General features: G+C 36.4%; 21 protein-coding genes. 8 read left to right on the top strand and 13 right to left on the bottom strand.

Annotated elements, in window-relative coordinates; genetic code table 11:
* Nucleotides 1-24 precede the first annotated feature (24 nt).
* Genes AAV97_RS10120 through rfbB form a run of 7 tightly spaced genes read right to left on the bottom strand, consistent with a single transcriptional unit; the run spans nt 25 to nt 7,591 of the window.
* The gene (locus AAV97_RS10120) at nt 25-1,023 is read right to left on the bottom strand and encodes a glycosyltransferase family A protein (protein ID WP_155769251.1); all 999 of its coding nucleotides are present in this window, start codon (nt 1,021-1,023) and stop codon (nt 25-27) included.
* Between the two features lie 5 nt (nt 1,024-1,028).
* On the bottom strand, nt 1,029-1,892 hold the full coding sequence (locus tag AAV97_RS10115; RefSeq protein WP_046760478.1) for a hypothetical protein: 864 nt from the start codon (nt 1,890-1,892) through the stop codon (nt 1,029-1,031).
* 1 nt (nt 1,893) lies between these two features.
* A complete protein-coding gene (locus AAV97_RS10110; RefSeq protein ID WP_046760477.1) occupies nt 1,894-3,690 on the bottom strand; it encodes an ABC transporter ATP-binding protein in 1,797 nt (598 codons plus the stop codon).
* The gene (locus AAV97_RS10105) at nt 3,687-4,805 is read right to left on the bottom strand and encodes a DegT/DnrJ/EryC1/StrS family aminotransferase (RefSeq protein ID WP_046760476.1); all 1,119 of its coding nucleotides are present in this window, start codon (nt 4,803-4,805) and stop codon (nt 3,687-3,689) included. The genes AAV97_RS10110 and AAV97_RS10105 overlap by 4 nt, the downstream gene beginning before the upstream one ends.
* Nucleotides 4,802-5,659, bottom strand: coding sequence for a WxcM-like domain-containing protein (locus AAV97_RS20880; protein ID WP_081409734.1), 858 nt, complete (start codon nt 5,657-5,659; stop codon nt 4,802-4,804). Before AAV97_RS20880 ends, AAV97_RS10105 begins: the two co-directional genes overlap by 4 nt.
* Nucleotide 5,660: 1 nt before the next feature.
* Nucleotides 5,661-6,533 (bottom strand): glucose-1-phosphate thymidylyltransferase RfbA, encoded by an 873-nt coding sequence (gene rfbA, locus AAV97_RS10090; protein WP_046760475.1) that lies wholly within the window; start codon nt 6,531-6,533, stop codon nt 5,661-5,663.
* Nucleotides 6,533-7,591, bottom strand: a complete 1,059-nt coding sequence (gene rfbB, locus AAV97_RS10085) for a dTDP-glucose 4,6-dehydratase (protein WP_046760474.1) — start codon at nt 7,589-7,591, stop codon at nt 6,533-6,535. The genes rfbA and rfbB overlap by 1 nt, the downstream gene beginning before the upstream one ends.
* Before the next feature lie 391 nt (nt 7,592-7,982).
* Here rfbB and AAV97_RS10080 point away from each other — a divergent pair, with 391 nt between their 5' ends.
* From AAV97_RS10080 to AAV97_RS10060, 5 genes are all read left to right on the top strand, one after another.
* The gene (locus tag AAV97_RS10080; protein ID WP_046760473.1) at nt 7,983-9,083 is read left to right on the top strand and encodes a polysaccharide biosynthesis/export family protein; all 1,101 of its coding nucleotides are present in this window, start codon (nt 7,983-7,985) and stop codon (nt 9,081-9,083) included.
* 1 nt (nt 9,084) lies between these two features.
* Nucleotides 9,085-9,513: a low molecular weight protein-tyrosine-phosphatase gene (locus AAV97_RS10075; protein ID WP_046760472.1), complete on the top strand. Its 429-nt coding sequence runs from the start codon at nt 9,085-9,087 to the stop codon at nt 9,511-9,513.
* 21 nt (nt 9,514-9,534) lie between these two features.
* A complete protein-coding gene (locus AAV97_RS10070) occupies nt 9,535-11,730 on the top strand; it encodes a polysaccharide biosynthesis tyrosine autokinase (RefSeq protein ID WP_046760471.1) in 2,196 nt (731 codons plus the stop codon).
* A gap of 190 nt (nt 11,731-11,920) precedes the next feature.
* Nucleotides 11,921-12,631: an FKBP-type peptidyl-prolyl cis-trans isomerase gene (locus AAV97_RS10065; RefSeq protein ID WP_046760470.1), complete on the top strand. Its 711-nt coding sequence runs from the start codon at nt 11,921-11,923 to the stop codon at nt 12,629-12,631.
* 47 nt (nt 12,632-12,678) lie between these two features.
* Nucleotides 12,679-13,368 (top strand): FKBP-type peptidyl-prolyl cis-trans isomerase, encoded by a 690-nt coding sequence (locus AAV97_RS10060; RefSeq protein ID WP_046760469.1) that lies wholly within the window; start codon nt 12,679-12,681, stop codon nt 13,366-13,368.
* Between the two features lie 76 nt (nt 13,369-13,444).
* Here AAV97_RS10060 and murJ read toward each other — a convergent pair whose 3' ends face one another.
* On the bottom strand, nt 13,445-14,995 hold the full coding sequence (gene murJ / locus AAV97_RS10055) for a murein biosynthesis integral membrane protein MurJ (protein WP_171249366.1): 1,551 nt from the start codon (nt 14,993-14,995) through the stop codon (nt 13,445-13,447).
* Nucleotides 14,996-15,076: 81 nt separating this feature from the next.
* Nucleotides 15,077-15,658, bottom strand: coding sequence for a 1,6-anhydro-N-acetylmuramyl-L-alanine amidase AmpD (gene ampD, locus AAV97_RS10050; RefSeq protein WP_046760467.1), 582 nt, complete (start codon nt 15,656-15,658; stop codon nt 15,077-15,079).
* A 153-nt stretch (nt 15,659-15,811) separates the two neighbouring features.
* Between ampD and nadC the strand changes: the two genes are divergently transcribed.
* The 3 genes from nadC to AAV97_RS10035 all read left to right on the top strand — a co-directional run bounded on the left by nadC (nt 15,812) and on the right by AAV97_RS10035 (nt 20,016).
* Entirely contained in the window at nt 15,812-16,657 is an 846-nt protein-coding gene (nadC, locus tag AAV97_RS10045; RefSeq protein WP_046760466.1) for a carboxylating nicotinate-nucleotide diphosphorylase, read from the top strand.
* A gap of 148 nt (nt 16,658-16,805) precedes the next feature.
* Nucleotides 16,806-17,969 carry a tetratricopeptide repeat protein gene (locus AAV97_RS10040; RefSeq protein ID WP_046760465.1) on the top strand — a complete coding sequence of 388 codons (1,164 nt, stop codon included), beginning with the start codon at nt 16,806-16,808 and terminating at the stop codon, nt 17,967-17,969.
* A gap of 172 nt (nt 17,970-18,141) precedes the next feature.
* Nucleotides 18,142-20,016 (top strand): LTA synthase family protein, encoded by a 1,875-nt coding sequence (locus AAV97_RS10035; protein ID WP_046760464.1) that lies wholly within the window; start codon nt 18,142-18,144, stop codon nt 20,014-20,016.
* 8 nt (nt 20,017-20,024) lie between these two features.
* On the opposite strand, the gene AAV97_RS21215 is transcribed toward AAV97_RS10035, so the two are convergent.
* The 4 genes from AAV97_RS21215 to rph all read right to left on the bottom strand — a co-directional run bounded on the left by AAV97_RS21215 (nt 20,025) and on the right by rph (nt 23,643).
* Entirely contained in the window at nt 20,025-20,189 is a 165-nt protein-coding gene (locus AAV97_RS21215) for a hypothetical protein (protein ID WP_005034741.1), read from the bottom strand.
* A 238-nt stretch (nt 20,190-20,427) separates the two neighbouring features.
* Nucleotides 20,428-22,608, bottom strand: coding sequence for a phosphocholine-specific phospholipase C (locus tag AAV97_RS10030; protein ID WP_046760463.1), 2,181 nt, complete (start codon nt 22,606-22,608; stop codon nt 20,428-20,430).
* A 21-nt stretch (nt 22,609-22,629) separates the two neighbouring features.
* Nucleotides 22,630-22,758: a hypothetical protein gene (locus tag AAV97_RS21545; protein WP_257790579.1), complete on the bottom strand. Its 129-nt coding sequence runs from the start codon at nt 22,756-22,758 to the stop codon at nt 22,630-22,632.
* A 168-nt stretch (nt 22,759-22,926) separates the two neighbouring features.
* A complete protein-coding gene (gene rph, locus AAV97_RS10025) occupies nt 22,927-23,643 on the bottom strand; it encodes a ribonuclease PH (protein WP_005034744.1) in 717 nt (238 codons plus the stop codon).
* Nucleotides 23,644-23,689: the final 46 nt, after the last annotated feature.

The following is a 23,689-nucleotide window of genomic DNA, read 5'->3' as shown; positions in this document are numbered from 1 at the left end:
CATTTTAAACCTATATCTAAAAAATCAAGCGTCTAAATCTTTTAACTTCAATAAAGTTTCGTTTGCTTTGATCCTAATTAAATGATAATGAGAACGATGAAGTTCAACTTTTAAATCAATCTTTTTCCTCATTCCAATTATATTAAACAATTTTAGAAATGCTAAAAAAAAGAATCTATAAATGGACAAATTCAAAATTTTTCTTAAATATTTATTTTTCAATTTAAAGCAAAACTTTCTATTCTTTAATAACATGGTAGAAAAATTATTATCTTCATTTAAAATTAAATCATTAAAAATATTAATTTGATCTTTATAAAAACGACTGCCTGCAACAATATATGTTGAACCAAGAGTTCTTCTATAATATGTAAAAACCTTATCAAGCAAAATAAACTGACTATTAAACAGGCTAGACATTACTATTTGTAAAGGCAAGTCTTCAACGACATCGAACTTATTCAAATATGATATTACATCATTATTTTTCAACAACTCAAGATCATAAAACATATTAGGGGCATTATTGTTAGATGGCCACTTAAAACGCTCAATAGGTTTTTTATTCTTATATATATAGTAAGAAGCAATAATCATCATACTATCGGATTTTTTTTCACTAATTATCAGATTAGTCAAATCCAAAGGAAATCCAGAAACCATATTTCCATTTCTAGCTAAATCACCATAAATAAATATATTTTCAAAGGAATAAACATCATCACCAGCAGTTATTTTTATACCTTCAGTTTTAACATGCTTGATCATGTTAACCAAGCTTGTACAAGTTCCTAAATTTTTATTATTAAATAATTTAACTACATTTCTAAATAAAATACCATTTAACTGTAACCACTGATTAATTAAAAAAACAGTATCATCAGTTGACTTATCATCATTTATTATTAAATCAACCTCAATATTTTCAGCGTGCATTTCCACTAAAAATTTTATGCTTTCCAAATGCTCAATAATATATTTTTCATGATTAAAGGCTAATACTAAAAACGAAAATGATTTCATAATAATCAACCAACTCTCATAATTTTTCTTTTTAATGCACTAACAATAAAATAAATAAATTTTAAACCAACCATTTTGTATCCAAGTTTCAGAAAAGCAATTTTCCACAAAAAACTTCTTTTCTCATATTCATTAGGATTAGAAAATCCTCTTTTATTAAAATCAATGTTTAACTGATATTTTTCATTTTTATCTAATACAACATCACCAACCCACTTCCCTCTATAAATTGCTCCACCTTTATTATAATTATATTTAAATACATCAATATCACTATCACCTACACAATAAAATTTTTCCCGAATATTAAAAGTCTTATATGTCCCAAAGACTTCCCAAGCCCAAGGATTTTCAATTACACCAGTATATTTAATTAATTCTTGAACTCTCCATATTGCTGGAGCTGAATTCAACCGAAAGTCTACATTGTTTTTCAACTCTACATATTTATTTTTATTCTCTTCATAAAATAGATTACATTCATTCTTTTTACTAACAGCCATCTTAGTTAAATAAACCACCGAAATACTACTATCTTTTTCCATAGCATTCACTATTCTTAACAGCTCATCCTCATCAATATAATCCTCCATTATAAAATCATCAAACAATACTAAAACATATTCTGTTTTAATATCTTTTAAAGTTTCTCTTAAACGAAACCCCCATGAGTCATTATTTCTGGAGATATCCAATAAATGAGTATCAACTCCTACCCTGTCTTCACATTTAATTGTTTCCGAATTTAAAACTATATTTAGGTGATTTGGCCAATAATCTTCAATTGCAGAGAAAAATAATGGCCATATATCACTATATGCATCGCAGCTATTAACTAAGATAGTGACTTTATTATCTAATGGGTTCATATTAATCTTCTCCAGCCATTTCTCTGAACTTTGAGTTATTTTGAATCAAATAGTTAAAATTACCACTATCAATCACACTTCCATGATCAAGCATATATATTATGTCACAATTTTTGACTGTATTTAATCTATGTGCAATCATGACAATAGTTTTAGATTCACTTAATTTTTCTATTGCATTCATAATCAATGCTTCAGTTTTACCATCTAATGCACTAGTCGCCTCATCAAAGAATAAATAGTCAATATCACTATAAAGTGCTCTAGCAATACCTATCCGCTGTTTTTGTCCACCAGAAATTTGCACTCCCTTTTCCCCAATTTCTGTATGCACCCCATTAGGAAGGCCTTGGATCCAATCATTGAGCTGAGCTAAATCAATTGCTCTATTTATTTTCTCCATATCAATCTGGTTTTCTGGAAGACCAAAAGCAATATTTTCAATAATATTTCCATCTTTAAGAAAAATACTCTGTGGAACATACCCTATTCTTTTTTGCCATTGCTTGATATTATCAAAATCAACTTCATTATTTCCACATATGAAGCTTCCACTACTCGGCTTTAATAAACCTAATAGTATATCAAGCAAAGTTGACTTACCCGCACCTGATGATCCAACAAGACCAACTATTCCTTGTCTGGGTATATTTATATTTATTTCATTAATTGTATTTGTTTTTTTCCCTGGATATTTAAAACTTATATTTTCTAAAAACAAGTCATTATTACCATATTCGACACGACTATTCTTGGAATCAATATGCCTATTTTGCTTTCTGGCTTCAATCACATCTCTTTTAATTTCGCTTAATGCTGACAAATTACTTCTTATTTGAGCTAGACTACTATATATTTGTTGAAAAGATGGAAGTAGTTTGAATGCAGCAACACCAAATACAGCTAAAGTTGATATCGTTTTAGTCATATCACCATTAGAGAAGTATAAAAGTGATATTATCAAAACAACCATGCCACTATACATAATAAATTCCATTATATAGCGTGGAACATTATATAATGTATTACTTGAACCATATGCTTCTGAAAACACAACACCACTTTCCTTAAACTGCTTAACAAAGTCCTCTTGTCTATTTAAAATTATTACATCCTTGATAGACCCAAACCCTTCATTCATTAAGACAAAACGTTTTTTTGAAACTTTTGAAATATTGACACCATTTATAAGTAATTTTTTTCTAACAAAAATAAATAGAATACAATACACAAAAACAAATACTAACAATCCTGATAAAGAAATTATAGGGTCATACAGAAAAATTAATATTGATATAAAAGAAACAGCTAGAAGCCTTGCATTAATCTGAACAAATGGCTGAAGAATATTATCAGTGACTCGGCTAACTTCAGTTGCTATTTGCTTAACTAATTCAGAACTATTTATTTTAGTATAAAATAAATAGTCTTTTTTCAAATATGAAGAATATAAAGTATCACCAATTTCAGCACCTGTTCGTGCAGCAAAAAAAGATAGACTCCTTATGGTAATAACAGAAAGTATTGTTGAAATACATAAAAAAATAAATACAAGTATACCTATTATAATTATAAACTGTGTCGGCGTATCAGCATTAGATATTACATAAACTTTATTAATTAATCTATTAGTTTCAATAATACTGATATTACTAGCTAAAGCCATAAATGGCCCAACCACAGCAACACTGACGACTTCAGCTATAGCAGAAAATACAACCAATAGCTGCAACGAGTAAAACTTTTTTCTTTGTTCTTCACTTAAGATACTTAATATATCCTTTGCAAGCTGTATCACTCTTTCACCATTTGATTGATTTCCATTGCAATCTTATTTGCTTGTTCGATAGTAATAGTTGGACCTATCGGCAAACTTAATACTTCAGTATGGATATGTTCAGATATAGGATAGCTCAAATTATTCCATTCTTTATAAGCTTGCTGTTGATGGGGCGGGATTGGATAGTGAATCAATGTCTGAATCCCTTTTTTTTCCAAATACTTCTGAAGAGCATCACGATTTTTTGTTCTAATTACAAATAAGTGCCAAACATGCTGTTGGTATTTTTCAGCATTTATATTACTTAATGGCAATTCAATTAGAGGGTTATTAATCTTCTCAAGATATAAACTGGCAATTTTACGACGATGTTCAATCTCTTGATCCAAGAATTTTAATTTAACATCTAACATTGCAGCTTGAATTTCATCCAGTCTACTATTTACTCCTGGTACCAAGTTCTTATATTTTTCATGGGATCCGTAATTACGAAGCGCACGTAACATTTGAGCAAGCTCTTCATTATTGGTAGTTACAGCACCTGCATCACCGAGGGCACCTAAATTTTTCCCAGGATAAAAACTGAAGCCTGAGGCATCCCCCCAATTTCCTGCTTTTTTTCCATTTATTGTAGCACCATGCGACTGCGCTGAATCTTCTAAAACAAGTAGATTATGCTTATTTGCAATTTTTATAATTGCAGGCATTTCAGCTAATTGACCATATAAATGAACAGGTAAAATAACTTTTGTTCGCGAAGTAATTGCTTCTTCAATTTTTGAAATATCGAGATTATATGTTTTAATGTCTGGCTCAACTAAGACTGGCTCTAAATTATTTGCTGTAATTGCTAAAATACTTGCGATATAAGTATTTGAAGGAACAATTACCTCATCACCATCTTTTAACCAACCAAGCTCTTTCCACGCACGCAGTGTTAAGATAAGCGCATCTAGACCATTTGCAACCCCAATTGCAAATTTTGTTCCACAATATTCAGCAAAATTTTGTTCGAATTTATCCAGCTCATTCCCACCAATATACCAACCAGAGTCAATTACTCGTGTACAAGCCTCTATTAGCTCTGTTCTATATTGTTGATTAATATTTTTTAAATCTAAAAAAGGAATCATTCTTCTATATATCCTTTGATTATTGCTGGATTTCCAACTACGATTGCATTAGCAGGAACATCTTTGGTTACAACTGCGCCAGCACCAATGAGTGCCTTTTCACCTATTCGTATACCAGGTAATATTGTCGCGTTTGCTCCGATACTTGCTCCTTTCTCTACAATAGTTTTTGGAAACTCACCAGGATATTGCTTTGAACGTGGTTTTTTGTCATTAGTAAAAGTAACGCATGGACCAATAAAAACATTATCTTCTAATGTAATGCCATCCCATACATAAACACCCGATTTAATTGTGACGTTATCACCAATCTGTACGTCATTTTCAATCATGGTATGTGCACAAATATTACAATTTTCACCAATGACTGCTTGTGAAAAAATCACACTATATTGCCAAACTTTTGTTTTTTGACCAATATTTTTAGACTTTACATCAGACAAGGGATGAATATAAGGTTTATTCACCACCTTGAGAAACTCATCATAGCTTCGAATATAATCTTGTTCTGAAAAATGCTCACTTGCAAGAACAAGTAAAACACAATCTTCTGAAAAATCATGCATTTCACGCCATATTAAACTTTCTATTACCAAGCCTTGAGTAGCTGAGTCCAAAATAACTTCTTCTTTCTTATAACCATTATCTAGAATGAAACGACAACTTCCTTTAAGGCAAATTGCAACCTGTTTCAAATCTATATGGGCATGAAATCCACGAGGTTTATTAGTGGTATTAAAAATATAATATAAACGCTTTACTTCAAAAGGAATGGAATGATTTGATTCAATTGCAACCAACCCACCTCTTTCATCGCCAAAATTTGGCAAATCGATTAATTTAACTAGACTCATTTTAGTCATTTACCAGAGAAATTAAATATTGACCATAGTCATTCTTACTCATACTTTGGCCAATTTGTAAAACTTGTTCTTTAGACAACCAACCGTTATTTAAAGCAATTTCTTCTAAGCAGGCAACCTTGTAGCCCTGACGTTTTTCAATGGTTTCAACAAACTGAGCCGCTTCCAAGAGACTCGCATGCGTTCCTGTGTCCAACCAGGCGAAACCGCGACCTAATAACTCTACGTTTAAATCACCACGCTCTAGATACATCTGGTTAACTGTTGTAATTTCCAACTCGCCACGCTCAGAAGGCTTCACATTTTTAGCAATTTGAATAACATCATTGTCATAAAAGTACAAACCCGTCACAGCAAAATTTGATTTAGGTTGCCTTGGTTTTTCTTCTAAAGAGACAGCGCGTTTCTGTTCATCAAACTCAACCACACCAAAACGCTCAGGATCTTTAACCTGATAACCAAATACAGTTGCACCTTTTTGGCGTGCCACTGCTTGACGTAGCATTGGTGTAAAACCTTGACCATAAAAAATATTATCACCCAGCACCAAACAAATATTACTGTCACCAATAAAATCTTCGCCAATAATAAAAGCTTGTGCCAAACCATCTGGGCTTGCTTGTACAGCATAACTCAGCTCCACACCGAACTGTGAACCATTACCTAACAAACGTTTAAAACCGTCAATATCGTCAGGCGTACTGATGATCAATACTTCTCGAACTCCCGCAAGCATGAGTACAGACAAAGGATAATACACCATTGGCTTATCATAAATGGGGAGTAATTGCTTAGATACGCCCTTAGTAATGGGATATAAACGAGTACCTGAGCCACCCGCTAAAATAATACCTTTTGTTGTCATTATGCGCTTACACCTAATCGTTCACGTTGATAGCTACCATCTTGTACTCGACGGCACCATTCTAAATTATTTAAATACCATTCAACTGTTTTATGAATGCCTGTTTCAAAACTTTCCTCAGGAACCCAGCCCAAATCTTTCTTAATTTTACTTGCATCGATTGCATAGCGTAAGTCATGCCCAGGGCGATCTTTTACAAAGGTAATCAATGTTTCGTATGGTTGATTGTTGACCTGCGGTTTTAACTCATCCAAAATTTTACAAATGGTTTTGACCACTTCAATATTTTGCTTTTCATTGTGTCCACCAATATTATAAGTCTCACCTACTGCACCTTCTGTCACAACTTTATAGAGTGCGCGTGCATGATCTTCAACAAACAACCAATCACGAATTTGGTCACCCTTACCATAGATTGGTAAAGCTTTGCCATCTAAAGCATTTAAAATCACTAAAGGAATTAATTTTTCAGGAAAATGAAAAGGACCATAATTATTAGAGCAATTGGTGACGATTGTGGGTAAACCATAAGTCCTTTGCCATGCTCGGACTAAATGATCTGAACTGGCTTTACTTGCAGAGTACGGCGAGCTTGGTGCATATGAGGTTGTCTCTGTAAAAAGATCACTTGTATTTTCCAAATCACCATATACTTCATCCGTTGAAATATGGTGAAATCTAAAGGTCTGTTTTTGCTCCTGGGACAATGTTAACCAATATTTACGTGCGACTTCTAAAAGTGTATAAGTACCAACGATATTCGTACTAATAAACTCTGCTGGTCCATCAATCGAACGATCCACATGTGACTCAGCCGCTAAATGCATGACTACATCAGGCTTAAACGCTTCAAAAGCTTGCGTTAATTTTTCTGTATCGCAAATATCAATTTGTTGAAACTGATAACGACGTTCTGTATCTATTTCTTTTAATGACTCAAGATTACCCGCATAGGTTAATTTGTCTATATTAAGCACTTCACTTTGGGTGTTTTTTATAATATGTCGCACCACTGCTGATCCAATAAAACCCGCACCACCAGTCACCAAAACTCTCATACCAAACCCTGCAAATCGTTTTTAATAAATATATCGTTAAAATATTTCAATATTACCCACCAATGTAATCTAACTTTGATCACAAAGCGTGTTTTTACTCACATTTACAACTGTAAAGATTATATCTAAACTCAAGTTAAAATCATATATGAAAAGCTTTCATCCAAAGTAATTTAGCCGCTATATCATGCCATTCAAGATTAGTATGGGACACTTTATTCTTTCTATATTCAAAAATCATTGCAAAGATACAACTCAACACAGTTCTTTTTCGGTTTTAATACAAATACAGCGCAACAAGAAGATACCCAACCTATGTTTTTTAGCTTACAATCCACCATCAAGATTAAATTCTAAAGTAACAACGCAGTATAAAATAAGGGTTTTGAATGTGAAGTATCCGTACACATCACTGTTGACAATTTTAGCCATTTCAATTTCATTTTCTGGTTGTGCGATCACTTCAGGACTTCAAACCTATGATTTACCTGAGCAAGGGCAATATAAAACGGATCAAGGTGCAGAACTCTCGGTTGTTCAATTAACCCAAACGACTATTCCAAGTCTAAATATTTCCAGTCAAGCCCAATCTAGCGACCTTGCTTCATTGTTTCATCATCAACAAGGTACTTATCGTTTAAGTTCAGGTGATGTGCTCTCCATCCAGCTTTGGGCATATCCTGAAATTACACCTCCCATTCAAGATGCGACCAACATCAAAGCTGTAGGCTATCCAATTGATTCAAACGGCAATGTTCAATTACCTTTGGTTGGCTCAGTTCGTATTGCAGGGAAGACCTTAGCTGAAACCAATCGCTTTTTACACAGTCAGTTTGCAAAATATTTAAAACATCCGGATGTGGTTGTTCGTGTATTGTCTTATGAAGGGCATCGTTATTTTGTCAATGGTCAAGTGATGAAAAGTGGTCAATATACTTTAAATGATCAACCGATCAGTATTTATACTGCTTTAGGTCAAGCAGGTGGTATAGATACCAAAACAGGGGATACCACAAACATTCAGCTGATTCGAAATGGTCAAACCTATAATTTAAATACCATTCAGTTAGAGAAACAAGGACTGTCTCTACATCAGCTATTGATTCAACCGAATGACACCATTTTCGTCCATACCAAACAAGATCAAAAACTTTATGTGATGGGTGAGTCCAGTCGAAGCCAAGCACTGACTTTACGTGATCAAGGGATGACTTTAAGTGATGTACTTGGTGAAAGTGAAGGCATTAGTCCTTATTCAGCAAGTGCTGCACGAATTTATGTGATGCGTACCGATTTAAATACCAAGCAATCGACAATTTATCATCTGAACTTAAGTAGTCTAGGTAATTTGGCTTTAGCCAATCAATTTGCCATGCAAAAAAATGATATCGTTTATATTGATGCTACAGGTTTAACACGTTGGCAACGTATCATGAATCAAATTATTCCATTCTCAAGTGCTTTATATAGCTTTGACCAACTGGGTAAATAAGATGCAAATCCAAAATATACTGGTGGTCTGTGTCGGAAATATTTGTCGAAGCCCAATGGCAGAATTTTTTTTAAAACAAAGTCATCCCAATTTAAGTATTGAGTCTGCTGGTCTTTCAGCCATGGTTGGACATAGTGCAGATGATAAAGCGATTGCTTGTATGGATACTTTAAGTATTGATATGCGTAGTCATATTGCACGACAAATTAATGCGGAACTAATCAAAAAAGCAGATCTAATCTTGGTGATGAGTAAAAATCAGTCTCAACATATTGAACAGAAATGGCCTTTTGCCAAAGGTAAAGTGTTTCGTTTAGGGCACTGGCAAGGTCAAAATGTGCCTGATCCTTATCAACATAATCAAGCTTTTTTTGATGAAACATGTAAAAATATCCAAGCCTATGCCAAAGACTGGCAATCACATCTATAAATTTTAATTAGTTGTTTACCTATGAATCAAAATTCAAAAACTAATGATGATACGATTGATTTAAAAGAGTTGTTTTTCTCTTTAATCGCCCAATGGAAAGTGATTGCACTTTGTGTCATTTTAAGTTTGATCTGTGCATTACTGTATTTACGCGTCACCTCCCCAGTCTATTCCACAGATGCAATGGTGCAAGTGGAAGATGGTAAAAGTGCCGCATCAGCAGCCTTAATGGGAGAACTTAAAGATGTTGCGGGGGGGTTAGGACAAAAATCTCCTGCCGATGCTGAAATTGAGATCTTAAATTCACGTCTGGTACTCGGAAAAGTCATTAAAGACTTAAATTTAGATATTCAAATCCAAGACAATGCTGATACTTTCTTACATCGATTAATCTCTAAAGGCAAAACAAAATTCACTTATACTGCTCAAACTGTTGATTTTCAGAAAAATCAATCTAGTTTTTCTATTTTAAAGTTTAATATTCCACAATATTATGATGATAAACAACTTGTTTTAAAATTTTTAGATAAGAATCAATTTAGTCTAATTTATCAAGATCAAATTGTATTTAAAGGTAATCTTAACCAGCTTAATCAAACTCAAGACAATAAAGGTCTATGGTCTGTTCAAATCAATAGCTCCACTCCGTTTCAACAAGACTTTACTATCACTAAACTTGCACTTCCCACTGCAGTAAAATTTTTGCAAGAAAACTATTCTGTTGCCGAGAAAGGTAAAATGACAGGAGTGATTGGGCTTAATTACAACGGGAACGATCAACAACATATCACTCAGGTACTGAATCATATCTTAGGTGTTTATCATGAACAAAATATTGCACGTAAAACCTTAGAATCTAAGCAGACCTTAAGTTTCCTTGATCAGCAATTGCCTGAACTAAAGCAGCAGCTTGAAGCATCCGAAATTAAATTTAATAAATTCCGCGAACAATACAATACCGTTGATGTCACTCAAGAATCAGAGTTGATGTTAAAACAAAATGTTGAATTGGAAAAAATGCGGATCGAGTTAAAGCAAAAGCAAGCGGAATATTCGGCCAAATATACGCCTGATCATCCGCTAATGACCGAGATCAATGCGCAACTTGCCGCAATTCAGAAAAAAATGACTGATCTCAATCAGGCGATTAAACGTTTACCTGAAACGCAACGTCTGTACTTACAACTGTATCGTGATGTTAAAGTCAATACCGAGCTTTACACCTCATTATTAAACAGCTACCAGCAATTAAAAATTGTAAAAGCCGGCGAAATTGGTAATGTGCGCATCATTGATACTGCTGTTGAACCTGTAAAACCGATTAAACCGAAAAAATTGATTGTATTGATTCTTTCCATTTTTGTTGGTGGATTTATTGGTGTTCTGATTGCTCTACTTCGTAATATGTTTTCATCGGGCATTAAAGATGCAAGCCGTATTGAAAATGAGCTCGACTTGCCTGTTTACGCAACTGTTCCGCGCTCTCCAATCCAGGAAAGTCGTGTACAGTTACTGAAAAAGAAAAAGTCGATTCCTATTCTTGCGGTTAAAAATGGCGAAGATATTGCGATTGAAAGTTTACGCAGTATCCGCACAACAATTCATTTTGCCTTGAACAATGCAAAAAATAATATCATTGCGATTTCAGGACCTGCACCAGAAATTGGTAAATCCTTTATCTCAACCAACCTTGCTGCAATTTTTGCGCAGGGTAATAAAAAAGTCCTTTTGATTGATGCCGATATTCGTCGTGGCTATTTGCATAAATATTTTGATCACGATACAGCGCCAGGTTTAACTGAATATTTAACCAACCAAAGTACATTAGAGCAATGTATTGTGCATTCAAGCAGTGTAAACCACTTAGATTTTCTGCCTCGTGGGAAAAATCAAGGCAATGCAGCTGAAATGCTCAGTTCACCACGTTTTAGTGAATTGCTGTCTCAACTGTCTCAACAATATGATCATATTATTATTGATACACCACCAATCTTGGCGGTGACAGACGGTATCATCATTTCACAATTTGCAGGTGTCAACTTGGTGGTTGCACGCTATGCCAAAACTCAGATGAAAGAGTTAGAGCTGACTGTGAATCGCTTTGAACAGGCTGGAAGTAAAGTGAACGGGATTATTCTCAACGATGTTCAAGCCACAGCTGGCGGTAATTATGGCTATAATTATGCTTATGCTTATACATCGACTAAAGATGATTAATTTTAAATAAGACAAAAAAGCCAGATTCATTCTGGCTTTTTTTATACTGGGTCTATGGACAATATAACTGTATATTTTTAGTTGTTCAGCTCAGATAACTATATCGTTTAGACTAAAGAAGTTATATGCTTGAGCAGTTTCTGTTCATCCGCAAATGAACTTGTTAAAAGATTAAAATTTGGAAATTTTTATGAGTAAAGCCTTACCCATCGCAATCGCTGTAATCTTAGGTGGTGCTGCACTTGTTCCTGTTTATTATGCATCTCAACACCCTGCTGATGTAAACAGTAGTCATTCAATGTCAAAAGACGCAAAACCTGTAGAAAAAATCAGTTATGCGCTTGGTTATGAAGTTGCCAGCCAAACTCCTCCAGAAGTTGATGTCAATACCTTTATCAATGGTATTCGTGATGGTCATGCGAAAAAGCAACGAGCCTATACCGATGAAGAACTACAAAAGGCTTATGTTGAGTTTCAAAAAGAAATGCAACAAAAGCAATTGCAACAAACAAAACAGTCTAATGCATCAAGTGATGCTTTCTTAGCAGAAAATGCAAAGAAAGAAGGTGTTAAAACAACTGCTTCAGGATTGCAATATAAAATCACCAAAGCAGGCACAGGCAAACAGCCATCTGCGACTTCACAAGTCACAGTGCATTACAAAGGTCAACTTTTAGACGGTAAAGTGTTTGATAGCTCTTATGACCGTGGTCAACCCGTTGAGTTTCCTTTAAACCAAGTGATTCCAGGGTGGACCGAAGGTTTACAACTAATGAAAGAAGGCGGTAAAGCGACCTTGTATATTCCTGCAAAATTGGCATATGGTGAGCAAGGTGTGCCTGGAACGATTCCTCCAAACAGTACACTCATTTTTGATGTTGAACTGATTCAAGTGAAATAACGTTTAAAAAAAGGAGAGGTTTACTCTCCTTTTTTGGATTTTTAATTATGAAAAAGACACTGATTGCACTCAGTATGGGTTTACTAAGTAGCATTGCTTTTGCTGCACCCATTAACAATAAAAGCGCTCAGCAAGATCAACTTGGCTACAGCTATGGTTATGTCATGGGGCGTAGCAATGCTGATACACTTAAACAGATCAATTTAGATGCCTTTATTCAAGGGATTAAAGAAGGATCTACAGGTCAAAAAGCTGCATTGACCGATGAAGAAATGGCCAAAGCATTAGCGCAATATAAGCAACAGACTGAAGCTAAACAGTTGCTAGAATTTAAAAAAGCGGCTGATGAAAATGCACAACTCGGTGAAAAATTTCTTGCTGAAAATGCAAAAAAAGCAGGTGTGATTACACGCCCAAGTGGTTTACAGTACAGTATCTTGCAACAAGGAACTGGAAAATCACCTTCAGCAAAGTCCAAAGTATCTGTCAATTATGAAGGTCGCTTACTGGATGGTACCGTTTTTGATAGTTCTTTTGCACGCAACGAAGCTGTTGAATTCCAAGTCAGCCAAGTCATTCAAGGCTGGACTGAGGGGTTACAACTGATGAAAGAAGGCGCTAAATATCGCTTCTTTATTCCAGCAAAACTCGCCTATGGAGACATGGGTGCAGGTGATGCGATTGGACCAGACAGTACCTTAATCTTTGATGTAGAACTGTTGAAAGTGTTACCTTAGTTTCTTCAGCATAAATATTAAAAAACATCGCTTAATGTGCGATGTTTTTTATTTCTAATAAGCATCAATCTTATCGTTAATGCTTTAAATGTCTTGGTCTAAACCCCGATGCAAGTAAAGCAACAGCATAAGCAATCACACCGACCAGACATAAGCCAACTACCTCAAGAATCCGGATCCATTGAGAAACGCTACCATCATACCAAGTTAAAGCACACCATAACGCTGCGATCATGGCGATATTGGCAATCGCAAACTGAATGAAAAGTTTTTTCCAATGTGCGCCAAAACGGAAAATGTCTTTTTTATGCAAATAAAAATACAACATCCCCGCATTCACCAAAGCTGAACCAGATGATGCAATCGCTAAAGCCATGTGCTCTGCTTGCCAATTAATTAATTTAAAAATACCAATAAAGATAATATTTAAAATGGCGTTGGCAGCAACGGCCATTAGTCCAACACGGACAGGTGTTTTGGTATCCTGAATGGCATAGAAACCTGGCGCAAAAACTTTAATCAACATAAATGCCAATACACCGCCACTCATACATTGCAAAGCCAATGCAGTCATCTGTGTATCACGTGCATCGAAAGCACCATGCTGGAAAAGTGCTTGAATAATTGGGGTAGACAGCATAAATAATGCAATACTGGCAGGAACACCCACCAGAACAATCACACGTGCAGCCCAATCCAACATTCTACGGAACTTGGCTTGATCTTGTTCAGCTTTACTCACCGAAAGCGAAGGAAGAATCACGGTACCAATTGCCACACCGATCAGCCCTAGAGGCAATTCCGTCATACGCTCTGCACTATATAACCAAGATACAGAACCATCTTGCATAAACGATGCCCAGATTGTATTCAGTAACAAGTTAATCTGCGTCACCGACACCCCAAATAAAGCAGGTAACATCAGCTTTAAGATTCGGTCCACACCCTCATGTTTAAAATCAACTTTAGGTGGAATCAGTAATTTTTTCTTCCAAAGTTCAGGAATTTGTATCGCAAGTTGTAAAACCCCTGCTGCAACCACAGCCCAACCTAAGGCCATAATCGGCTCTGCTATATAAGGTGTTAACCACCAAGCCCCTGCAATCATCGCAACGTTGAGCAGCACAGGTGAGAACGCAGGTGAAGCAAAAGAACCGTAACTGTTTAAAATACTGCTGGCAAAAGCGGTCAATGACATAAACATCAGATATGGAATCGTCAAACGAAACATATCGACAGCAAGGTCAAATTTAGCAGGGTCACTGTGGAAGCCAGGCGCATAAACATACAAAATGACAGGTGCAATAATCATACTGATTAAGGTTAATAGTGACATCACCATTAACAAACAACCAAACACCCGACTAATCAAAATTTGCACTTCAGCATGCAGTTTTGTAGTTTTATATTCAGTGAGAACTGGAATAAATGCTTGAGAAAAAGCCCCTTCAGCAAATAATCGCCTGAAAAAATTGGGAATACGAAAGGCAACAACGAATGTGTCAAAATCTTTACCTGCACCAAAGACATTGAGTAGGACCATGTCTCGTACCAAACCCAAGACTCGAGACAGCATAGTCATTGCACTAACAATAAAGGTGGATCGCCACAGCGCCATCGTATTCACCTAGTTAAAATAAAGTCGCTATTGTAATTAAATATTCTCAAAATTGCGTTGTTAAATCATAAACAGAAATCTATTTTAGCCCTATTTTTCAATACTGAATTTTTTCTGTGTCAAATCTTCCCGAAAACGTTGCCATTCAAAGTGTGTTCCTGGATCAGTTTTTCGACCTGGGGCAATATCTGAATGCCCTGCTAAATGATGATCAGTCTTCGGATAAGCTAGTTGCAAAGCAACAACCACATCAACGAGTTGTTGATATTGCACTTCTTCAAAGTCGAGATCGTCACTGCCTTCCAATTCAATGCCAATGGAATAGTCATTACACTCCACTTTCCCCAAATATGATGAACGTCCTGCATGCCAAGCACGATCATTAAAATTAACAAACTGGATAATCTCGCCTGTTCTTAATATCAATAAGTGGGTAGAAACTTGCATCCCTTGAATGGTTTGAAAATAAGGATGAATTGACCAATCTAATTGATTTTGAAAAAATTGTTCGATATATCCACCACCGAACTGTGATGGCGGCAAACTGATATTATGAATGACAATCAGCTGAATCTCAGTATTTTCGGGACGTTGATTATAATTTGGAGATGGAACTTGTCTTGCGCCAATCAATTGACCATTTACGACCTGAAACCTTGATGCCGATTGCATATCTTATTCCTACAGGGCTTGTTTATTTTCAACAAAGCGAATTTCAATATTTTAGTGTACTCTCATCCATATAAAATAAAAACTTCTTCAAACTTGCAATGACAATGCTAATATATCGCTCAGTTTTTAAGGGCGACAACAATAGGGATATCCATGAGCATACCTGAAGCTTTGCTTGAACAATCGATTCAAATTAATATTCAACAAGCACTCCAAGAAGATATTGGCGATGCGGATATCACCGCCCTACTCACGCCAGAAGATGAGCAAGCAACAGCAACGATTATTTCACGTGAAGACATGGTTCTTGCTGGGCAACCTTGGGTGAATGCCTTGATTAAAGCCTACGATCCAACAGTAAAAATCACTTGGTTGAAAAATGATGGCGATGTTGTCAAAGCCAATGAAACGATCTATCAATTGGCAGGTTCTGCACGTAGTTTACTGACAGTGGAACGTCCAGCATTGAATTTTGTTCAGACTTTATCTGCTGTCGCAACCAAAACTGCAGCATATGTAAAATATCTGGAAGGTACGCCAACCAAACTGTTGGACACACGCAAAACCCTACCCGGTTTACGCATTGCACAAAAATATGCGGTGGGTGTAGGTGGCGGGCAAAATCATCGTTTGGGTTTATTTGATGCATTCTTAATTAAAGAAAATCACATCATGGCAGCAGGTGGAATTGCACAAGCGATCGCCAAAGCACGTCAAATCGCGCCGAACAAGCCCGTTGAAGTAGAAGTTGAAACATGGGATGAACTGAATCAAGCCCTTGAAGCTCAAGCTGACATTGTGATGTTAGATAACTTTAGCCAACAGCAAATGATCGATGCAGTTAAGCATGTTGCGGGACGTTGTAAATTAGAGGCTTCAGGCAATATCACCTTAGAGACTTTAACTGAAGTGGCGCAAACAGGTGTGGATTATATTTCGATGGGCGTCTTAACCAAAGATGTCAAAGCCATTGATTTATCAATGCGTTTTAATGGTTAAACACTCGGAATATGCCTTGATCAAGCAGTACCACGGTACTGCTTTTTTATTACAAAATATAACGATCAGTGAATAAATAATCAGCTACTTTTATGCTCAATATACTGTAAATAATCAATAAATCATCTGTATAGATAAGAGATAAACAATGAAAAAACATATTCTATTTTCATCACTCCTTACTTTAGCGATTCCGATTTTCAGCCATGCAGACACCGTCAATGTTCATGTGTTAAGTGCAACCGTCAAAGATCAAAATATTGCCAATGCCGAAGTGATTTTACAAAAGAACGGTGAACACTCTGCCTCGAGCTCTACCAATGCCGATGGACGAAGTACAGTCAATAGCAATGGTGCAGACGGCGCTGATAATTTACTGATTATCAAAAAATCAGGTTATTCAACACTTGTGGCAAAATGCCCATGTGATGGTATGACCTATGCACTCAGCCCTGTGCTTAAAGATTTAAACAGTATGCGTATTGTCCTGAACTGGGGCAAAAATCCTTTGGATCTTGATTCACATTTAAGTTATAAAAATCAGCATGTTTACTGGGACAGTAAACAAGGCTTATCAGCAAATTTAGATGTCGATGATACCGACTCTTATGGTCCAGAAACCGTCACCATTGATCAACGTCTTGAAGGTCAATATTACGTTTATTCAGTGCATGATTTTTCAGATCGTGATCGACCCAACACAAACAATTTATCCAATAGCCAAGCCAAAGTCATGGTCTATGCAGGAGAGTCGCTGATTCGTTCCTATTATATCCCGACAGGTCAAACTGGGAATTTATGGACTGTCTTCCGAATTAGCCCAGAAGGTGAAATTCAAGACATCAACCGTATTTCTGGAACCACCGTAAATGCCAGTCAAGTTGGTTCAAGTGTCTCAAATTATCAAAATCAAACTACACGGGTAAATATAGTTCCTGTTTCTACTGATGCACAGAAGCGAGCTAAAACGCTCAACCTAAATGCAGATAAAGCTTATAAAAATAATCAGATTGAACAAGCAGCCATGCTCTATCAACAATCAATTGACTACAATCCGAATGTTGGTCAAACCTATAGTAATCTTGCCGTAGCCTATCAAAAACTCAATCGTGCCTCAGAAGCATTATGGGCAAATCAAAAAGCGATTGCTTTGGCGACCAATGACAATACCAAAGCGTATTCTCATTATAATATGGGTAAAATCTATGAAAATAACCAAGATCTTGCCCAAGCCAAACATCATTATCAATTGGCAAATCAATACAAGCCAAGTGAGACTTATAATGAAGCAATACAACGAGTAAGCCGTTAAATCTTAAGCCCAAAGAATGAGTCATTTCTTTGGGCTTTTATCTTGGTTAACTCAGTCAAAATTTTAGTTAAAAAGTTTAATTTGCTTACAAAATAGACAGTTTTTACATAGAATAATTGCCTGAATCAGCCTATAATTTTTGGCTCTCCAAGACTTTGCTAAAATTAGGCCGATGAAGACGTTGAAACAACAAGTTTTGTTTTTACTTGTCGCTTTTTTATCAGTATTTGCTTTTTTCTTATACCAAGAAGATATCACGCGTTTCTTTCAATTACGTGACATCTATCTAAAGCCACGCCTGTATAAATATGCTTTTTCTATCTTACTGAATTATGCTTTCATCAGCTTATTCTATTTAATTTTAAGAAAAACCTTTGCAACGATTTTACTGAGCCAATTTATTATTTTTTTACTCAGTTTTATCAACATTAAAAAAGAGCAATATCTTTCAGCCAGCTTAGTCCCTAGTGATTTTTTATTATTTAAAGAAACCTTTATTGCTTCCCCCATCTTATTAAAAATTGCTGTTTTTGCTGCTATCGCGGTGTTTATTGCATTGTTTGTATTTTTATACCGCAAAGAAAAATTAGGTAGTAAACCCTTACTCTTAACCAATAGCATTCTATCTTTTGCGATTCTTGGATTTTTTATTACTGCTAATTTTAAAAATAATTTTAGTGAATCCTGCGCCAATGCTGCAAAAAATTCGATTTGTCAGTATGCACAATACTTACCCAATACACGTGGTGATTGGATTGGTGATCATTTGACTATTCGATATTTGGGATTTCCAACATTCTTCTTTTCTAAGACTGTGGACGGCTTAAACAATAAAATCTTCCAAACTGAAGTGATTCCTGAAGAAAAAGTGGCGACGCTTTATCAACCGATGATAGATGAAAACCAACAAGCGACAACATCGAATCTAGAATCCGAGGATCAGCCACAACAACAACTGCCCAATATTATTTTTGTCATGAGTGAGTCGCATTGGGATGCCACAAAATTAGACAAGAGCATTCCTCGAAATATCACCCCAACAATCAATAAAAATCAGGTCTCTACTGTACTTTCCCCAAGCTTTGGGGGCGGTACTGCCAATGTTGAATTTGAAGTATTGACCAGTTTAAATACCTATTTGAATCACAATGAATTGGCTTATGTATCAAAACTCAAACGCCCAACCTACTCATTGCCGATGTATTTAAATAGCTTAGGTTATGAAACAACAGCTATGCATAACAATGGTAAATATTTTTATAACCGTAGCGCTGTTTATCAAAATCTAGGTTTCAACCGTTTTACCTCGATTGAAAATATGATCAACATGGCTGACCGTGCCAAATATATCAATGCTGCAGGTTGGGCAACAGATGATTTGATTTATAGAAGTATTGAAAATCAACTGAAGAATACAGATAAACCGCAATTTATCTATGCGATCAGTGTTGAAAACCATCCGATGTATAGCGATGATCGTTTTGGTAAAGACCATTTTAAAATCACCAAAGACGGCATCAGCGATAACAGTAAACGTGCACTGAATACCTATTTAACAGGGATGCAGCGTGCGGATGATAAATTGAAAATGCTGATTGAAAATGTCAAACAGCTTGAGCGTCCTACGATTGTCATATTCTTTGGTGATCATTTGCCAAATTTACAAAAAGTATATGATGAATATGGCTTTTTTAAATCCGAGCAAGAAAAAGCTGAAAAGAAAGATGTGCGTTTCTTTGAAACACCACTTGCTGTATGGGCAAACTTTCCTATTGACCGAAAGCAATTTAAAGGACCTTTTGTTGCTGCACACTTCCTTGCACCTAAAGTGCTTGAAGCAGCACATGTTCCCCTTTCACCCTATTATCGCTTTGTGAACAATGTCAGCTCTTGTTATCGCACTGTTCATCAAACAGGTATACAGACACAAAAATCTTGTGAATTTAATCAAGCTGAGATTTTACAGCAGTACAAAGACATGAATATGGATGTCTTGAATGGCAAGAACTTTACTTACCAGATTTTAAAATCGAAAGCTGAAAGCTAACGGTTGGTTCAGGAAGATTCTGCTGAATCTTTCTGATCAACTTTTTGTTCAATCTGCTGTTGTTGATCATTGTTTTTGACTTCAAATTCTTTGCTTTCAAAATCCTCACGGCGAGGATCTCCTGCCATCAACATAAAAGTAATCACTGCAAATAGAAAAATCAGAATTTTCATAAAATGCCCCAACAACTCAATAAAATTTCACCTATTCTAAAAAGACTTGTTTCAAAACCCTTGAAGACTCTGTAGATAAAACATAGGACATTGTGCTGATTTATGTATCTATTGAAGTAAATAGATGATTGGAAGCTTAAACATGTAATTTTACGCAAATGATGCGGTCTTTGATCAACTCAAAAAATAAGGTGCAAAACGCACCTTATTTCAAGCTGAACAATCAAATACTGAAAGATTAAGACTCAATAAATCCCATATATGGATCTGAGAAAGAGTCTTTACCCGTTTCAATACGTCCAGCAAAACGGCGTTTAAAGGAACTGTCGCCCTCGATCGTGACGGTAAAATCATACCAACCACCAAAATCAGACATATTCCAGTTCAATTCCTTTTCCGTTGATGCTGTTTCAATATTCCACGTTTTATTCGGCAGATAGGCATTGGCTTTTACCATCAGTTTTGCAGGTTTACTTGCATCATGACGAACTTTTAGATAGATCTTTGGATCACACTCTTCAACACACACCCGCACTTCTGCCAACGACTCAACCTGTGCAGATTTAGTCAAATCTCCAGCAAAACCACGGTGAAAACCGTTAGGTCCCAATACCCATAAATCATATTTTCCAGTGCTGGTGTTCCATACGTCATCCAACTGCTTTCCTGCTTCAACCATATAACGGCGAGGGATTGCTTCAAGATTCAACTTATCATAAACATGGAATACTGCTGCGTGTGTTCCCGTATTAGAAAACATTAATTTGACTGTTTTTGCCGCCAAATCGACTTTCGCACTGCTATGTAAAATGTAAGGTAATGCACGGGATAAACGTGTTCCGATCTCTTGAACTGGGTAAACCTGACTCAAAGGGCGTGAAACTTGAGGCAATAAGGCCTGTGCATTTCGAATTGCATCCGCTTCACTTTTGGTTTTCTTACCCATCAATTCTTCAATCGCAAGTGTATTTGGATTCTTAAAATCAAATGCTGTTGTCAAATCTCCACATACTGCCCTGCGATATGGACTAATATTGGGTTCTTCTACCCCAAAACGCTGTTCCAAGAATCGGATCACCGAAGAGTGATCAAAAACCTGTGAATTCACCCATCCTCCTCGGCTCCATGGTGATATGACATACATCGGCACACGAATTCCCGGACCATATACCCCTACACCATTACTGACTTTTGGGTCAGTAAAGTTTGGTTGCCCAGCTGAAGCTTTTGCATGTGTTGCATATTCATAAGAAATTTGTTCATCGGTCAATGTGGTTTTACCTTGCATTTGACCTGAACTGTCCTTAGATGGCGCACTTGGTGAAGGAACATGATCAAAGAAACCATCATTTTCATCAAAATTCACCAATAAAACGGTTTGACTCCAAATTGCAGGATTTTCGGTCAACGCATTTAGCACTTCTTGAATATACCAAGCACCTTGAACAGGGCTTGATGGTCCAGGATGTTCACTATAGGTTGCAGGAGCGACCATCCAACTCACTTGTGGCAATTGACCTTTGGCAATATCTTCTTTAAAGGAACCCAGAAATCCACCATCAGGCATCGTATTGGCAATCCCTTTATACAAAGGCTGTGTTGAATCAATTGCAGGATCGTAGGCTGGACAAACGGTACTATTATTGACGGGTTTACCTGACAACTCATTGGCACGACGATATTGCTTAAATCCAGCCAAAGGATTGTCGGTAAAGTTATCTGGCATATTTTGATAAACTTTCCAAGTTATACCTGCTTGTTGTAAACGCTCAGGATAGGTCGTCCAATCGTAGCCCGTGGTTGATGGACCAATACTATCCAAATCATTCACCACACTTGCCACACCCGCAGCTTTAGGACCATTCGAGCCCGTCCATAAGAACATACGGTTAGAGTTCGTACCTGTGTGCATGGCGCAATGGTATGCATCACATAAGGTAAAGGCATTGGCAAGTGAAAACTGAAATTCAACTTCTTTCTGTTTGTAATATCCCATTGATTGAGGCTGCTTATATTGCACCCAGTTGCCCATACGCCCATGGTTCCAAGCAAATTGACCATCAGTCCATGAGTGTGGTGTACCACTGACACGTTGTGCATTGCCACGAGTACTGTCTAAATGGTAAGGAAAAATTTTATTTTTATCTTTGTCGTATTGTTCCCAAACTTTGCGGTTGTCTGATAGTGGAATCGTAAAACGATCACCAAAGCCTCGAACGCCTTTGAATGTTCCAAAATAATTATCAAATGAGCGGTTTTCTTGAGTCAAAATGATGACATGCTTTACATCTTTAATTGTGCCTGTTTCGACTTTGGCATCAATCGCTAAGGCTTTTTGAATGCTGGCTGGAAAGCTAGCTAAAGCGGCTGTACCAAAGATTGTTTTTGTAGAATTGATTAAAAAATCACGACGTTTCATGTCTATTTCCTTATATTTTTATTATGGTGCGCAATGTACTTTACAAGTGGGTGCTGGCGGATTCGTGGTTGATGTTTCGTTGTTATCATCATTACAAGCACTGAGCAGTACACTCAGACTCGTCACTGCAATCAAGAGGAAATTTCGCATTGTCCTGTCCATGAAATAAATGTAGCCATAGTCAATATGATCCCAATGACAATAGGGTGAAGTTTTAATGGCAATTTAATGACGATCAAAATACACCACTATATTTTTCACATAAAAAAACGCATCCGAAGATGCGTTAGATTTATAGCAATTTAGATGATGAAGGAATTACCAACCCAAGGCTTCTTGCTGCTTTTTGACCAACTCTTGGATTCCTTTTTCAGCCATTTCTAACATTGCATTGGATTGAGCACGGGTAAAAGGTTTATCTTCTGCTGTACCTTGAATTTCAATAAATTCACCCGCTTGAGTCATCACTACATTCAAGTCAGTTTGACAGTTAGAATCTTCTTCATAACAAAGATCAAGTAACACTTCATCTTGATAAATCCCGACTGAAATTGCAGCGACCAAGCCTTTTAGTGGGTCTTGTTTGATTTTTTTCTTTTCTAACAACACATTCATCGCATCAATCAATGCAACCGCAGCACCAGTAATAGAAGCAGTACGTGTCCCACCATCCGCTTGAATCACATCACAGTCAATTGTAATTGTATTCTCACCCAACTTTTTCAAGTCAACCATTGCACGTAAGCTACGACCAATCAAACGTTGAATTTCTTGAGTACGCCCTGATTGCTTTCCACGAGCCGCTTCACGATCACTACGGGTATGGGTAGAACGTGGCAACATGCCATATTCAGCAGTTACCCAACCTTGTCCTTGTCCTTTTAAGAAACGAGGTACTGAATTGTCAATACTTGCAGTACACAGCACTTTTGTATGACCAAATTCAACCAATACAGAACCTTCCGCATAACGTGTGTAGTTACGAGTAATTTTAACTTCACGTAATTGATCTAATGCACGTTGGTCGATACGCATAGTGTGTCCTTATTGGATTCAGAAATAATGCGGCTAAGTATAACAG

Source organism: Acinetobacter sp. Ag2, assembly GCF_001005515.1.
Lineage (GTDB): Bacteria > Pseudomonadota > Gammaproteobacteria > Pseudomonadales > Moraxellaceae > Acinetobacter > Acinetobacter bereziniae.
The sequence above is the reverse complement of the archived record's forward strand: the minus strand, read 5'-3'. Positions and strand labels throughout refer to the sequence as shown.